The 16061-nt window shown below is 56.9% G+C and carries 12 protein-coding genes; 9 read left to right on the forward strand and 3 right to left on the reverse strand.

Translation table 11 applies throughout. The features are described from left to right. Positions 1-168 precede the first annotated feature (168 nt). The 3 genes from NW862_RS12240 to NW862_RS12250 all read right to left on the reverse strand — a co-directional run bounded on the left by NW862_RS12240 (position 169) and on the right by NW862_RS12250 (position 4289). The gene (locus NW862_RS12240) at positions 169-300 is read right to left on the reverse strand and encodes a hypothetical protein (RefSeq protein ID WP_414334997.1); all 132 of its coding nucleotides are present in this window, start codon (positions 298-300) and stop codon (positions 169-171) included. A gap of 103 nt (positions 301-403) precedes the next feature. Beyond that, positions 404-2695 (reverse strand): 1,4-alpha-glucan branching protein GlgB, encoded by a 2292-nt coding sequence (glgB, locus tag NW862_RS12245; RefSeq protein ID WP_414334996.1) that lies wholly within the window; start codon positions 2693-2695, stop codon positions 404-406. Positions 2696-2738: 43 nt separating this feature from the next. Next, a complete protein-coding gene (locus NW862_RS12250; RefSeq protein ID WP_414338874.1) occupies positions 2739-4289 on the reverse strand; it encodes a dihydrolipoyl dehydrogenase family protein in 1551 nt (516 codons plus the stop codon). A gap of 164 nt (positions 4290-4453) precedes the next feature. On the opposite strand from NW862_RS12250, the gene tatA reads away from it, so the two are divergent. From tatA to NW862_RS12295, 9 genes are all read left to right on the forward strand, one after another. Beyond that, the gene (gene tatA, locus NW862_RS12255; protein WP_414334994.1) at positions 4454-4699 is read left to right on the forward strand and encodes a twin-arginine translocase TatA/TatE family subunit; all 246 of its coding nucleotides are present in this window, start codon (positions 4454-4456) and stop codon (positions 4697-4699) included. Positions 4700-4903: 204 nt separating this feature from the next. Further along, a complete protein-coding gene (locus tag NW862_RS12260; RefSeq protein ID WP_414334993.1) occupies positions 4904-5728 on the forward strand; it encodes an anti-sigma factor domain-containing protein in 825 nt (274 codons plus the stop codon). A 49-nt stretch (positions 5729-5777) separates the two neighbouring features. After that, positions 5778-6683: a bestrophin family protein gene (locus NW862_RS12265; protein WP_414349010.1), complete on the forward strand. Its 906-nt coding sequence runs from the start codon at positions 5778-5780 to the stop codon at positions 6681-6683. 159 nt (positions 6684-6842) lie between these two features. Beyond that, positions 6843-8111 carry a metallophosphoesterase family protein gene (locus tag NW862_RS12270; protein ID WP_414334991.1) on the forward strand — a complete coding sequence of 423 codons (1269 nt, stop codon included), beginning with the start codon at positions 6843-6845 and terminating at the stop codon, positions 8109-8111. Positions 8112-8113: 2 nt separating this feature from the next. Further along, positions 8114-11710, forward strand: coding sequence for an AAA family ATPase (locus NW862_RS12275; RefSeq protein WP_414427226.1), 3597 nt, complete (start codon positions 8114-8116; stop codon positions 11708-11710). Continuing rightward, the gene (locus NW862_RS12280) at positions 11700-12893 is read left to right on the forward strand and encodes a DNA double-strand break repair nuclease NurA (protein ID WP_414349012.1); all 1194 of its coding nucleotides are present in this window, start codon (positions 11700-11702) and stop codon (positions 12891-12893) included. The genes NW862_RS12275 and NW862_RS12280 overlap by 11 nt, the downstream gene beginning before the upstream one ends. Further along, complete coding sequence (locus NW862_RS12285) at positions 12890-13483, forward strand: hypothetical protein (RefSeq protein WP_414334988.1); 594 nt, start codon at positions 12890-12892, stop codon at positions 13481-13483. Before NW862_RS12280 ends, NW862_RS12285 begins: the two co-directional genes overlap by 4 nt. Beyond that, positions 13483-15207, forward strand: a complete 1725-nt coding sequence (locus NW862_RS12290; protein ID WP_414334987.1) for an ATP-binding protein — start codon at positions 13483-13485, stop codon at positions 15205-15207. Before NW862_RS12285 ends, NW862_RS12290 begins: the two co-directional genes overlap by 1 nt. 199 nt (positions 15208-15406) lie before the next feature. Continuing rightward, entirely contained in the window at positions 15407-15976 is a 570-nt protein-coding gene (locus tag NW862_RS12295) for a hypothetical protein (protein WP_414334986.1), read from the forward strand. The last annotated feature ends 85 nt before the right edge of the window (positions 15977-16061 follow it).

Consider the following 16061-nt stretch of genomic DNA (forward strand, 5'->3'; position numbering starts at 1 on the left):
CTCCATAAAGCATCCTGTCGATAGCTGTATCCAGCCTACCGGTTCCCTGGACCGCGTTTACTCTAGCTCAGATGGGGCAGAGGAGCTGGAAAAAATCCCTTGCCGCCCGAGCGCGTTGTCTCCCTCGGCTCTTATCTTCTCACCGCCTGTTGCACGGGATCCCTGGCCTCATCCTGTGGCGGTGGGGGGCAACTCGGTGTAGCAACGGTACACGGTGCGGGTGCCTGGCTCTGACCCAACCGACTCACGGCGACGGCAGTTGCAGGAGCGGGTGGCTGCGGCCACTGCTGAAATCCTCACAAAACAAACCTGCCCCTAGTATCTTGAGTGTTATTCTTCCAATCCCCCAAAAACTGGATCCCAAGCCCTGTCCTCACAGATGCGCGGCAGGGCTGAGGGAATGTCAATTTTGGGACTCAGCCGGCTGCGACGGCTGCCATTTCAGCACCAGAGTAGAGAGGGGCGGCAGGCAAAGATCGAGGGAGTAGGGCAGGTTGTGGTAGGCCCAGTCATCCGTCCACTTGCCCCCCAAGTTGCCGACGCCGCTGCCCCAGAACTCCACCGCGTCGCTGTTGAGCAGCTCCCGGTAAAACCCTCGCTGCGGCACCCCAATGCGGTAATTCGGCCAGACCACCGGCGTAAAGTTACACACCACCACCAGCCATTCCTTGGGATCCTCTGCATAGCGGATGAACGAAACAATGCCGCGATGGTCGCTGCAGTCGATCCAGCGGAACCCTTCTGGCTTGGTGTCTTGGGTGTAGAGGGCCGGTTGCGAACGCAGCAGATGGTTCAAGCTGGCCACGTAGTGGCGCAGTTTGGCGTGGGGCTCATATTGCAGCAGCCCCCAGTCTAGATCTGCCCACACATTCCACTCGTTCCACTGGCCAAACTCCATGCTCATAAACAAGGTTTTCTTGCCGGGGTGGGTGAACATGTAGCCGTACAAAGCCCGCAGGCTGGCAAACTTATGCCAGTGATCCCCCGGCATTTTGCCCAGCATGTGGCTCTTGCCGTGTACCACCTCATCGTGGGAAAAAGCCAGCATGTAATTTTCGCTGAAGGCATACATGAGGCTGAAAGTCACTAGGTTGTGATGGAACTGGCGGAACCAGGGATCCATGCGGAAATAGTCCAGCATGTCGTGCATCCAGCCCATGTTCCACTTGAGGTTAAAGCCCAGCCCGCCCACATGGGTTGGCCAGGTTACCATCGGCCAGGCGGTAGACTCCTCGGCAATCGAAAGAGCGCCGGGGTAGTACTTAAAAATGAGGGTATTGAGCTGGCGGAAGAAGTCAATCGCCTCCAAATGTTCTCGCCCACCGTAGCAATTGGGGATCCAGTCTTTGCGGTCATAGTCCAGATAAAGCATTGAGGCCACCGCATCCACTCGGATCCCGTCGATGTGGTATTTCTCAAACCAAAAAAGGGCGTTGGCCACCAGATAGTTGCGCACCTCGTTGCGGCCATAATTGAACACTAAAGTGCCCCAACCTTTGTGTTCTCCTTTGCGAGGGTCGGCGTATTCGTAGAGGTGGGTGCCATCGAAAAAGGCCAGCCCATGCCCATCTTTGGGAAAATGCCCCGGCACCCAATCGACAATCACGCCAATGCCAGCCTGGTGGGCGCGATCGACAAAGTACATAAAGTCTTGCGGTGATCCGTAGCGGGAGGTTACCGCGTAGTAGCCGATTACCTGGTAGCCCCAGGAGCCGTCGAAGGGGTGTTCGGCTACCGGCAAGAGCTCGATGTGGGTAAAGCCCAGCTCCTTGACATAGGGGATCAACTTGTCTGCCAGCTCCCGGTAGGTGAGAAAGCGGGTGTTGGGCTTTTGATCCACCGACACCAGGTGCCCATCGGGGGACGGGTCTTCCGTGGAAGCGTGCATCCAGGATCCCAAATGCACCTCGTACACCGAAATCGGCGAGCGCAGCGGGTCGGTGGCAGCCCGTTTTTCCAGCCACTCCTGGTCGTGCCAGGTGTAGGTGTTGAGGTCGGCTACAATCGAGCCGGTTTTGGGTCGCACCTCCTGCTGAAAGCCATAGGGATCCGATTTTTCGTAGATATCCCCCCAGGAGGTTTTCACCTCGTACTTGTAGATGGCTCCTGGCCCAATGCCGGGGATGAACACGGCCCAGATGCCGCTTTCGCCCAGCCGCTTCATCTGGTGTTGGCGCCCGTCCCAGTGGTTGAAGTCGCCGATAACGCTGACATTGCGGGCGTTGGGGGCCCAGACGGCAAAGTGGACTCCCTGAACCCCATCTACGCTGATGGGATGGGCGCCCAGCTTCTCGTAAATGCGGTGGTGATTCCCCTCGTTGAAGAGGTAGCGATCCAGCTCGCCGATGTGGTTGACCTTCTCGATGGGAAAGCGATAGGGATCCTCCCATTCTTCTAGGTGCTGCCCCTCCGGATCCCAGACCCGTTGCGCCCGCAGAAAGTAGTCTGGAAGCGGCGTGCCAGGCGCAAAGCGCAGCTCAAACAACGTTTCCGGGTGCAGCGGCTGCATCGGGTGGGCCTGGCCGCTGGATCGTTCCACCAGCCAAACCTGTTTTGCATTGGGCACTAGGGCGCGTACCAACCAAAAAGATTCCCCGGCCTCTTCTATCTGCTGTGGCCCCAAAACGGCATAGGGATCCTGCCATTGATTGCAGACCAACTGACCCACTTGTTCGGCAGACAGGAAAAAGCCCATCGATGAAGTCTCAGCAAACGACTGATTCCAGTCTAGCGGCCTGTCAGCTCCAGGCCCGTCTCCAGGCGAAGAACCCTTGCAGGAAGTTCTGCAGGCGGGGATTGGCGGCCAATTGTTGCTTGCGGTACTGCAGGGCCACCTTGGCATTGACCTGCGAGCGGGTGGGGTAGATGTGGATCCCTGTCAGGGCAGAGACGGGCAGCTGCCGGCTCATGGCTAAGACCACCTCGTGAATCAGCTCGCCAGCCTGGGATCCCACCAGGTGGGCCCCTAAGATCTGGCCGTTGCGCCGGCAGATCACCTTGGCAAAGCCGAGGGGGGCCGCTTCTGCCTGGGCCCGATCCACCTCGGCAAACTCCTGTTTGAGCACCATCACGTCTTTGCCGTATTGCTGCCGGGCCTCGCTTTCCGTGAGACCCACCTGAGCCAGCTCCGGCTCGGTAAAGATGGCCCAGGGAATGACCTGGTAACGCGCCCGGCTGATGGGGAAAAACAGGGCATTGACCAGGGCCACCGCCGCCTCGTAAGCCGCCACATGGGTGAACTGCGGCCCGCCGATGACATCTCCACAGGCGTAGATGCGGGGGTTGCTGGTTTGCAGCTTGCTGTTCACCTGGATCCCTTGGGGGGTGTAGCGCACGCCGGCAGCCTCTAGCCCCAGCCCTTCCACATTCGGGATCCGACCGGCAGCCACCAAGATTTCCTCCGCGCGGATCACCGCCTCGCCTGCCTCGGAGAGCTGGCCGACGGCAGAGCCTGTGCCGGCCTTGAGGTAGAGCAATTTTTCCCCCTGCTCCTGGCCAGCGCGGACAGCGCGCACCTGGGTGAGGAGGCGGATCCCGTCTTGGGCCAACTGCTGCTGCACCACCTGGGCGGCCTCCGGATCTACTTTGGGCAGAATGTGATCGCGGCTGGCAATGAGGGTCACCTCGGATCCCAGACGGGCCAGCGCTTGGCCCAACTCACAGCCCACCGGCCCCGCCCCCATCACCGCCACCGATCGAGGCAGGCGGGTCAAATCAAAGATCGATTCGTTGGTCAGGTAGCCCGCCTCGGCCAGGCCAGGCAAAGGGGGAACCGCCGGACGGGATCCGGTGGCCACCACAAAAGCCCGCGCCCGCACTCGCTTTCCCGCCACTTCAAAGGTGCGCCCATCCACAAAGCGCCCCTTGCCAAACACCAGTTCCACCCCCAGTTGGCGGAAGCGATCTGGCGAATCCGCGTGGTTGGCAATGTAGCTCTGGGTGGCGCGAATATGTTCGTACACTTTGAGATAATCCACCGCGATCCCTGCTGGGCTGGGAGAAGCAACCCAGCCGGCGGCAACAGACCGGCGCAGCCGCTGAACCGTGTGGGCCACGCACAGGAGGGCTTTGCTGGGCACACAGCCATACCAGAGGCAGTCCCCGCCTAGGCGGTCGCTGGCCTCCACCAGCAGCACCTTGGCCTGCAGTTGGGCAGCAGCGCTGGCCACCACCAGACCCGCCGCGCCGGCGCCGATGACCACGAGATCGTAAGGGACAGACATGGCGTTTGGGGGTGAGAAAATGGCCAACGGCTGCAGAGCTGAGGGATCCACAAAAACTAGCTCCATCTTATCGATCTCCTCCCAAGTCGGCCCAGGAGCGGAACGACGACAAGCTCCTGCACCAGCCAAACCCTTTCTCCAGGGGAGAAGAACTTGCTAAAGTGAGACGGATCGATCCCTTCCTAAGCTGGGTTGGTCGGCTTGTCTTGTTTTTGGGGTTTTGGGGACTTATGGCTATCCTGCTGTCGAGCGAACCTATCCTGGCCGTGAGCATCTTCGGCATGGGCCTGCCAGAGCTGGCCGTGATTGGGGTGATCGCGGTGGTCGTGTTCGGCCCCAAGAAGCTGCCGGAGTTGGGCAGCGCCTTTGGCAAAGCGTTGCGCAGCTTCAAACAAGAGATGAACAACCCCAGCAGCGATGACGAACCTGTTGCCGGCACAGAGGCGGAGAAGGTGGTCGAGAAGGACGCCGCCTGAGGATATCCCCTTGTTGTGTAGAAGCTGATCCAAAAAGTCGCATGGCCGGGATCCCGGTTAAGGGATCCGTGCCAGCCATGACAAAATAGGCCAGCTTGCCGGTGAGCTGGCTCCAGGGCTGGTGTATATTTCTGAAAAAGCTGCCAGCCTGGCGCTACCGCTTGATCCAAAGCCGGGCCGGGCAGGCGCAGCCGATGGAGGGCTATGGCGGAGCCGACCGATTTCGAGCTGATGCGCCAGATCCAACTGCGGGATCGCCGCAGCCACTTTTTGCTCAAGGATCGCTACCAGAAGCGCCTGCTGGAGATCGCGCTGGCTACCCTCAAGCAGCCTCACCAAGCCGAAGAGGTGGTGCGCCAGGTGTTTGCGTTCTGCTGGAGACATGCAGAGGCCTTCGATCTGCAGCGGGATCGCTCGGTGGCTCTGTGGCTCTACGAGTTGACGGCCTTTCAAGCCCAAGAACGCTTGCGGCGCTGGAGCTGGTTGCCCGCCCCTGCCTCCATCCGGGTCGCACCTCCTTTGTGGCCGCGACGTCTTCTCTGGGGCGGCTTGGCAGCGTTGGGGATCTACGCGCTGGCCATAACGGCGGCCTACTGGCGGCTGGGATCCCAAATCGGGGGAGAGACAGTGGCCATTCAACGGCTCTACCAAGAGTGGCAGCGCCAACCGCAGGTGCAGAGAACCATTTTGCGGGATCCCAACTTCCGCAACCCCTTCCTGGTGCAAGCTCTCTGGTCGCCCCGTGCCAAGCAGGTGCTGCTCTTGGCTTCAGAAATGCCCCCTGCTCCTCTGGGCAGCACCTACCAACTGTGGCTGGAGTCGGATATGCAGGGAGGGGGACGACGGCTGGAAAGCGCCGGCACCTTCGCCGTCAACGCCGAGGGATCCCTGCAATGGCTCAGCCAACCCACCCCTTCCCAGCAGCCGACCCGCCTTTGGATCACCCTCGAACCGGCAGGAGGGAGCGAGTCGCCCACAGGCCCGCCTCTGTTGCAGAGCAACTTCTGGATCCCTGCCGCTCAGCCATGACCGGGAAAGACTGCAGGAATGGCTGTGGCTGTAGGATCAGGGGGCAAGCTTGCCGACATTACCCATGATTCGCCAATATCTCTCAGGAGAGGGGCTGCGTTGGTTTCGCCTGGCCCTGCAGTTGCAAGGCTCAGTTGTACCGGCAGTGCTGCCCCGCACCCTCGTCTGCAGCTTGGTTGGGGTGCTGGTTTCCGTTTTCTACAAACTGGGGCTGCCCCTGGCGTTGTCCTCGTTGGTGGCCTTTGTGCCCAACATCGTTCTGGGTTTGATGCTGGTATTTCGGACAAACACCGCCTACGAACGCTTTTGGGAGGGGCGAAAAGCCTGGGGAGCCGTGGTGAACAATGTGCGCAACTTAGCCCGCCTAATTTGGGTGGCCATTGAAGAAAAGCAGCCCGGCGATCGGGAAGAGAAAATCAAGATCCTCTATCTACTGCCCGCTTTTGCCATCGCCATGAAGCAACATCTGCGCCAAGAATTCTTGGCGGATGAGCTTCAGCCCCTCCTCAGCCCGGAGCAGTTGCAACGCCTCAAAAGCCTCAACCATCCCCCTTTGCAAATTGCCTTTTGGATCGGAGATTACCTGCAACGCCAATACCAAAGGGGCCGCGTTGAGGTCTACCAGCTTACGATCATGGTGGAGCAGCTCAACAGCATGGTGGAGGCGCTAGGGGCTTGCGAGCGCATTTTGCTGACCCCGATGCCCATGGCCTATGCCCTCCATCTGAAGCAATTGTTGTTGCTCTACTGTTTGTCTTTGCCGTTTCAGATGGTGGAGGGCTTGGGTTGGATGACCGGCCCGATTGTCGGGTTTCTGGCCTTTATGCTGTTTGGCGTTGAAGAGATTGGCATCGAAATTGAAAACCCCTTTGGCCGGGATCCCAATGACCTGCCCCTTGATAACATTTGCAACAAGATGAAGCACAATATCACGGATCTGATCAATTCCACCTAAAGAAACTCGCGGGAGCTGTTCATGGCGGGGTTGCCTCAGCCGCTGCCTACCCCTAGTGGAGATGCCCGCGGTGAACCCGATCATTTAGAGAAGGAGATCCCCATATCTGGGCGAGGTGAGTTTGCTAAACTGTGGGCAATTTGCCGAGGTGCTCTGGAGATGGCCTGCCCAAGCTGTACATTTTTGCACCTGGCCGATGTGCATCTGGGCTATGACCGCTACGACAGCCCGGAGCGGAGCAAGGATTTCTTTTTGGCTTTTCGAGATGTTGTCCGGCGTTATGCCATTCAAGATCCGGTGGACTTTGTGCTGATTGCCGGGGATCTGTTCGAGCATCGGCAGATTCAGCCCAGCGTTCTCAACCAAGCCCAGATCGTCTTACGCGAGCTGAAGCAGGCCGGGATCCCGGTGTTGGCCATCGAGGGCAACCACGACAACCGCCCCTATGGCGTCAAGACCAGTTGGCTGAGGTACTTGGCTGATCACGGAGAGTTGATCTTGCTGGAGCCGGAAGCCGGGGAACAGGGCCTGGAGCTACGCCCCTGGTCAGGTGGGCGGGGCGGGTATCTGGATTTGCCCTGTGGGGTGCGGGTGATCGGATCCCAGTGGTACGGATCGGCAGCCCCTAGGTCGATTGAACAGTTGGCGGCGGCCATTCGACAATTGCCCCCCGGCCCAGAACGGGTGGTGTTGATGTTCCACCATGGCCTGGAGGGCCAAATGGCCCGTTATCAAGGGGCTTTGCGCTACCGGGATCTGCTGCCTTTGCGGGAAGCGGGGGTGGGCTACCTGGCCTTGGGACACATTCACAAAAGCTATTCTGAGGGCGGGTGGATCTTCAATCCGGGATCCCTGGAGGCCAACAGTACCGCCGAATGGGATTTTCCGCGGGGAGCCTACCGCGTCCGCTGGGGAGATGGCCCGCCCCAAGCCGAGCTGCTACAAGACTACTATCAGCGGCCCCGCCGGCGGCTGTCTCTCGAAGCCAAAGGCCGAGAAACTCCCGAGCAAATGGTAGCGGCAGCCATTGCCCTGGCCAGGGGATCCCGTCTTCAGGAACACGAGATGGAGCCGATGGTGGAGTTGCGCCTGGTGGGGCAGGTGGGGTTTGCCAAGCACGAGCTGGACAGCCGCGCCCTACAGAAGCAGATTCAGCAGATTACCGGCGCCTTGCTCGTCCTGCTTCGCTTTGAGGCTACTCCCTTGGAGATCGGATCCGCTGCTCTTTCTCTGGAAGAAGAAGGACAAAGGCTACAAATTGAAGAGAAAATCTACAGGGATCTGCTGAGCAGCCATGCCCACTATCGCAAGCGCAGCGAAGAGCTGGCGCGGCTACTCCTGGATCTCAAAGCAAGAGTCTTAGATGGACAAGGCGAAGCGGAAGTATACGCTCACCTGAGGGACGCATTTTTGGGGGAAGAAGACTGACCATGCGGATCCTCTCTCTGGCTCTACAGAACTTCAAGTCGCACGAGGACGCCATCTTCACGTTTGAGCCAGGCATTAATGCCATTTGCGGAGAAAACGGAGCGGGCAAAACCAGCATTCTGGAGGCCATTGCCTGGGTTTTGTTCGACTACTGCCCCTACAGTCAAGAAGAAATCATTCGCTCTGGCGCCAGTGACGCGGTGGTGACCGTGCAGTTTATCTCCCAATGGGATCAGCGCACCTACGATGTTCGCCGCAGCGTTAGCCAGGGATATCGCCTCTTCGATCCGCAACTGAAGCAGCGCCTGGAGTATGAGCGCAAATCCGATGTACTGCCGTGGCTGAGGCAACATTTGGGCGTACCTGCCGGTACCGATCTGGCGCGGCTATTCGCCACAACGATTGGGGTGCCCCAAGGGACTTTCACAGCAGACTTTCTCAAAACAGGTCGAGATCGCAAAGAAGTTTTCGATCGCATCTTAAAAGTAGAGGAGTACCAGCAAGTAGCCAAAGATCTGTTGGCGGTCGAAAAATACAGCGAAGCACAAGTCCAGGCGATTCATCATCAAATTGAGTTGCTGCGTCAACAGCTACAGGAATGGGATCCGCTCCAAACCGAGCGGCAGAAAATCCAGCAAGAACTAGGTCATTGGCAAGGGCGCTTGAGTCAGTCGATTCACACCCTGGATCAGGCCAAGATTGAAATTGAGCGACTGGAGAAATTGCTGGAGCAAATCCAAACTTTGGATCACCGGATTGCCCAACTGGAGCAAAAGGGATCCCTGCTGGATGTATCTCTTAAGCAGGCGGAAAAGCTGTGGGAAGAAGCCAGGCAAGCCCAAGCACAACAACAGCAGTATCAAGAGGGATCCCAGCGCTTTTTGGCCATAGAAGCTCAGTTGCGGGAGCTGGAAAAACAGCAACAGCAGCGCTTGGAGTGGTTGAAACAACGCGATGCCTTGCTCTTGCAAAAGCAAAACATTGAAAACCAACTGGCCAGACTGCAAGAAAAGCTGAGCCAACAACAGCGCTGGAAGCAGGAGCTGGAGGAGCTGACTCCGCAAATTCAAGCCCAAGAAGAGCTGGAACATCAACAGATCTATTGGACTCAACAACTCAACACTTTGCTACAACTGCACCACGAATGGGAACAACTCCGGGCAGCATGGACAGCCCATGCCCAGCGGTGCCAACTCCTGCAAGATCGAGTGCAAGAGGCGGAGCAGGCACAGGTCATTTGTCAGCAGCATCAGACAGCCCACAACCGTTATCTGGAGCTGGAAGCCCTCATCGCCGATCAGGAAGCGCTGCGGCAAGCCCGACAAACCCTACTGGCTCAGCGGGAAACTTTGCAACATCAACTCCATCAACTAGAGCTGCGGGGATCCGAATATCAGCATCAGCTCCAGATTTTTCAAAAAATGGCGGCAGAAAAACTTGAGCTACAGCCTCTATGCGAACAGCAGACTGCCCTAGAGCAACGCCACTTCCAAATCAGCCAGAAGTTGGCTTCTTTTCAGACCCTGCGCCTTGAACTCAAACAACGGGAAACGGAACAGGAACAAGGCCAAGTTCAATTGGAACAACTCCAACTCCAACTGAGACAACGGCAGGCAGATTTGGATCGCGTAGCCGCCATTCCTACGCTCGAAGCTCAACAGGAGCGCCTGCAAACTCAGCTCAGCCGCATTGCTGCAGCTCGTCAATTTCAACAGGAGCTACAAGCCATCTTTGAGCAGGGCTCGAATCGCTTTGCTCAACAGCACCACAGCATCCAACAACTTCTGAGCCAATTGGAAGCGCAGCAACACAATTATCCCCAACTTCAACCTCTGTGGCAGCGGATCCCGGAAGTGCTTGCCCAATCTTCAGCGCTTAGCCAGCAGTTGCTCCAGTCCATCCATCACATTTTGCAAGATCTGGCTCCCCAAACTTCCGAACCCCAACTTCATCAGCAGTTGGCCGACATCCAAAAACAACTCAGGACTTTGCAACCCTTGCTCGGCCTAACCGCACAAATCCCCGATTTGGAAGCCCAAGTAGAACGGCTGCTGCAATTGCAAGCTGAACGGCAAAGCCAAATTGATGACCTTCACTGGAGCCTTGAGGCCGAGCCAACCTTCCTGCGGCAACAACAGGAAATCGGTCAGGCGCTCCAAGCCCTGGGGGATCCCAAGGGACAAATCCAACGTCTGGAAAAAGAGCTGAATGGCAAGCCCAGAGTGGAGCAAGAATACCAACAGCTCACAAAGCACATCCACCAACTCCAGCAACAGCTCGAAAATCTGGAACGACAGCTTGAGCCTTTGCGGGATCTAGAGGACAGAATTGCCGATTTGCGGGAGGAGCAAAAAGGCCATCGCAGCGGCTATGAAACCGTTATTCGCTTGCAGGCCCTTGCCCAAAGCTTGCCGCAACGAAAAGAGGAACTCAAAACCGCCCAAGCGCTACTGGAGCAGCTGCAAAAAGCTGGTCAAGAGAAACAGGCTCAAATTGGCCAATGGGAAAGTGCTCAAGGTTCAAGGGATCAACTGCAGGCTCAAATCGAAAAAGCGGCTGAAGCCTTGAAATCTTTGGGGGATCCCAGAAGTCAAGCCGAGCGGCTCAAAGCAGAGTTAAAACAGGAAAAGCAGTATTTGCAAATGCAGGCCGAGTGTCTGCAGCAGCTTCGGGATTTGGAAGCAACGCTCGGCCCTATTGACGAGGCCCTATCCCAAACCGAGCACCTGGATCGAGAGCTGGGATCCCTACAGAAACAACGTGAACGATACCGATTGGATCACGAGCATTATCTGCGGGCCGAGCCGATCGCCAAATTGCTTCCCGAACGGGAACAAAAGCTGGCCGAGCTAAGCGCCCAACAACAGGAGTTGCAAGCTCAACTGTCCCAACTGCGGTTGCAGCGGGATCCCTTGGCTGCTCTGTATCAACCACAGGAGCATGAGCGCCTTCGAGCCCTTTTGCAGACCACCCAAATCCAAAAAGCCGAAGCTCAAGCCCGGCTGGAGAGCTTAGCTCCTCAACTGAGCAAAATCCAGGAAAGGTTGCGGCAGCTGGAACAGGTCAGGGAAAGCTTAAAGCAGGTTGAGGCAGAAAAAAATGAGAAAGAACGCCTACATCGCTTTATCAAATTTAGCCGAGATACCTATAAAAAGGCTGGCCCTCAAGTTACCCAGCACTACCTGCAGCAGATCAACGATACCGCCGATCACCTCTTCCGCGAAATTCTCAACCGCTCCAACATCACCCTGACCTGGGAAACCGACTATGAGATCTGGGTTCAGGAAGCCGGCAGTCGTAAGCGACGGTTTGCCAGCCTTTCAGGAGGGGAGCAAATGTCAGCGGCCCTAGCGGTGCGCTTGGCTTTGCTCAAGGTGCTGGGGCAACTGGACATCGCCTTCTTTGATGAGCCCACCACCAATATGGACGCCCAGCGGCGACAGCGGCTGGCAGAGGCCATCACCAATTTGCGATCTTTTCAGCAGCTATTTGTAATCAGCCACGATGATACCTTTGAGCAAGTAACGGAGAACATCATTCGGGTGGAGAGGCACTCCGGCTCTGACCAGATGAGGAGGGATCCCACCTATGGTGTTTAGAGCCGACCGGATCCTGGCGGTACTGCAACAAAAGCGAGAAGCCTTTGCCACTTTTGATCAAGGGCTATCGGAGCGCAGAGAATGGTATCGGCAGGCCATGGAAAGCTTGTGCCAGTGGTCGAGTTTAGAGATTGCCGAAAAAATTGCTCTATTCTCTTTTCCAGGTGCTTTGCCCACTGAGGAATGGGATCGTTACTCCAGTTGGAAGATCCCTTTTGAGAAAGAATGGACTAACTATGAAGAAAGCTGTGAATGGGCAAGGTCGGTTATCAAAAACATTCCCACCTTCGCAGTAGACGGATCCCAGATTTATCCCAGCAAGGATCTGTCGATCCCAGTGGCCTTGGTGCAGATCGGCTGGTATGAGAATCATCACTCTGCCCAAGGCCTGTACGAAAAAGATATTCAAGTCGATGTACTGACTCCAAAGGATTTGGGATCCGATAGCAGCGGCGAGCCTAAAGAGCGCGTTGTCAACATGCGCCGCTTTCAAATGGAAACAGAAAAGCTGGTGGAATATATCCGGAGAGCTCAGCCTGGATCCCGAAAGTTGGCCTTTTTAGATGGGGCGTTAGTGGCTACCTTCGCGGAAGCTCTTGAGCCGGAAAGCCGAGATTTCTACGTACAGTGTTTACTCCAGGTGCTGCGGGCCAGCGAGCAAAACCGGATCCCCATCGTTGCCTACATCGACACCACCTATACCTCAGATCTGGTGACATTGCTGCGGCATTGCTTCGATCTTCCTGAAGCTCCTCAGCTCCACGATGCCCAATTGCTTAGCCCCTGGCTAGAGTGGGGGGAGCGCACGCCTTTTTTTATCTGCGCTCGTGGCGGCAGCCTCAACCCTCAAGATGGGATCCTCAACTCCTACCAAGAAATGCGGGAGCGGGTGGGATTTGTTTATTTGCGCACCAACAACAACTTTCCGGCCCGGCTGGAGATACCGGTTTGGGTTTATGAGGCAGGACTTTTGGACTGGGTGGTGGATCTGGTGCGCTGCGAGGTGATCATTGGAAGAGGCTATCCTTATGTGCTGGAGACAGCCGATCAAATAGCCGTCATTCGCAACGAAGATCGCAACCTTTTCCTGCGCCTGATGCAAGATTGGGCAAGCCGCGAGAAGCTCAGCCTCAGGTTATCTCAGAAAACGGTGAGTAAACTGCAGCGGAGGCGGGTTCGATGAGATTGGGCAAGGTGGTTCGCTCCAACAATCACTGCGACTACGTAGTGCAGGTGGATGACATCTTAGAAGTCAAGAATCCTCCCTCTCCCGACGACTATGGCTTTGGCAGCTTTGTTAAGCTGGAGAGCGATCAACGGCACTGGGCTGTGGGTCTGGTCTATAACACCCAAATTGTCAACCCACTCTTTCTCAACTCCGGCCCACGCCTTTCCAGCCAGCCGGATCCCTATTTTTCCCCTGATTTACAAAACGAGGTGCGCACACTGCTTTCGGTGGTTCTCATCGGAGCTTTGGACGAAGAGCGGGGCTGTGGCCGGCAAGGGATCCCGCGCGTGGTGGTGCCCGTAAACACACCCGTTTTTCGCATGAGCCAAGAAGAAATCCTACGTTTTCACCAAGATCCCCAAGGTCAAACCCAGTTTTCGTATTATGGATTGCTCTTGAGCAGCGGTGGCAACTTTGCTGACCACCTTATTTATCAAGTCTTGAACGATATCATACCCATGTTTTCCGATCCAGCCCAACAGCGGGCCCTGCAAATTCTAAGCAAAGAATTGGCCTGGAAAATGACCGTAGGAGCGATGCGCTGATGACCAAAAAAACTGTAGGGATGCCTCAGCCCTCTGAGAATGGGCGCTATCCAAAAGCTGTTTTCTCCTCTGATGAAGAGGCCCCAGAGGTAATCGGCACCGTCAAGGGCCCCGGTGAAACCCCCAACCAATATGTGTTTATCACTTCCAATACCCAAGCCGTAAGGGTAGGCGATTTTGTCTACTATGAAGTGCGGGATCTCCAGTCCCAAACCCTGCAAATCCTAGGCAAAATCAGCCAAGTCCAGCTTTTGGATCACATTCCCGATCGCATCTTTGCCGACACCGAGATCGATCCCAGCACCATTGTGGCTTTGGTGGGCTTTACCCATCCCAACCCAGAAATCTACGCAGTTACCGTCGAGGTCATCGGCTATTTTCACCGCGCCATGGGCTTTATTAACCCCCGTCGCCCTCCGGATCCCGGTGCCAAAGTCTTTTTGGCCTCCAATCGTCTGCTGAAATCGATTTTGAACAAACGGGATGAAACAGCCATTGGGGGCGCTCACTTGGGCAGTTTGCTGTTGCGCGATGAGGGAGCGGTGCCCGTGGTGCTGGATGTCAAGGAAATGGTTAGCACCCATCTGGCTATTTTGGCAGGGACGGGATCCGGAAAATCCTATACGGCGGGGGTCTTGATTGAAGAGTTGATGTTGCCCAAAAACCGGGCTGCTGTTCTTATTTTTGATCCTCATGGGGAATACCATACGCTGGCAGAGATGCAGTCCCACCCCAAGTTTTTGGGCGAAGACGGCTACCGCCCTAAGGTTAAGGTTCTCTCCCCACAAGAAATTAAGATCCGCGTGTCTTCTCTCAACTTTTTCGATATCCTTACCCTCCTGCCAGAGACCACCGACCGGCAGAAATCTTTCCTAGAGAAGGCTTTCCGCAAGGTTACCCAGTTTAATCCAGTACGTTGGACGATTCAGGATCTGATCGACGCCGTCAACGAAGCGGATTCCAAGGAAGATGGATCTCAAGGATCCTCAGCACCTGCCCTGGAGTGGAAGCTGGAGCAGATCGATCGCTCTCCCTATTTCAGCAATGTAGAACACCTGGCTCCAAAGGATTTGTTTGAGCCAGGGCAGGTAACCATCTTACAAATGCACGAGATTAGCCAGGAAGAGCAGCAGGTGATTGCCGCTGCTATTCTGCGCCAGGCCAATTACGCCCGCATTAACACCCATAAAGGCAAGATCCAGCCGGGGGATGAAAATTACCTGCCCTATCCTGTTTTTATCTTGTTGGAAGAGGCCCATCGCTTTGCCCCTGCCCACGAGCCTTCCCGCTGCAAGCAGGTGTTGCGCACCATCCTTAGCGAAGGACGCAAGTTTGGACTGGGAGTAGGTCTCATTACGCAACGCCCCGGCAAGTTGGACTCGGATATTCTGTCGCAATGCATGAGCCAATTTTTGATGCGAATCGTCAACCCTTCCGATCAAGAAAACCTGCGCCACAGCGTTGAGGCTGCCGGACGGGATCTGCTCCAAGAATTGCCGGCTTTGAGCAAGGGTCAGGTAATCGTCTCCGGTGTGTGTGTCAATACCCCTGTTCTGTGTAAAGTGCGGCAGCGCTACACCCAGCATGGTGGCGAAACCCTAGATATCCTCGGCTTGTGGCAAAATCACTTTCAGGCGCATCGCCAACGGGATCGCCTGGCCCAATCTGCTCCCCTTAAGCCACGCTCTCAACCACAGGTGATCGAAGGATTGAGCATTGAGTGAACGACCCCCGACCCTCATCTTCGTTGAGTCAACACAACATGGCCTACGCCACGCTGCGCGAACCGATAGAGTACGGGCTTCCCGCCGATTAAGCTAAAGCTCACCCAAGGCTGCGGGCCAGCTTGTTGAGCTTGCCGAGAGATCGGGAAGACAGGGATCCAGTTTGCTACAAGTAAAAAAGAGTTTTGCAGTCAGCAGAGTGAGAAAAGACGCTCTCTTGCGGGGTTGGGCTGTTATTGCCGCTGTGGCTCTACTGGGATCCGGCCCTGCCTATGCCCAGTTGCGGCTGATCCCTGAGGCGGCGCGGCAGGTCTACGCGGCCTTGCCAGATTTGCCGCTGGAAAATGGCTATACCCCCGTGAACCCCAATGACGGCGGCCCCGCGCCCGAGGAAGATACCTTAGTGCGGCGGATGATGGTCTACCACCTGCAGGTGGTCGGTCGCTCTCCTACCGACCGCTTTGACTGGCAACTGACGCTAGCGGACTATTTGGACGCCAATGAGCCGATAGTTGCCCAGCGCTACCCGGGTGCCGAGCGCCTGACGGTTAACCCCTATGCCCAAGACAAGGCAGCCGTGCAAGCCCTGACCCGGCAACAGCGACAGGCCCTGCTGCGGGCCATTCTGCTGGCCTTCGGCGGGGATCCCGATCCCAAGCCCCTGTACATTCCCACCGCCTTGAACCCTGTCCCTGCCCCGCCCACCCCAGAACCGCTGCAACGCTTGCCGATCCCCGGCGCTGGATCCGCCGACCTGCTCCGGCCCTAGAGGCGACCCCTCACCCCCGGCCCCGCGCCCCGGGGGTGCCCCGCCCCCCCCCCGCCCCGCGGCGGGGGGGGGCGGCCGACCCCCC

This window comes from Synechococcus sp. H55.8, from assembly GCF_047462375.1.
Taxonomy (GTDB): domain Bacteria; phylum Cyanobacteriota; class Cyanobacteriia; order Thermostichales; family Thermostichaceae; genus Thermostichus.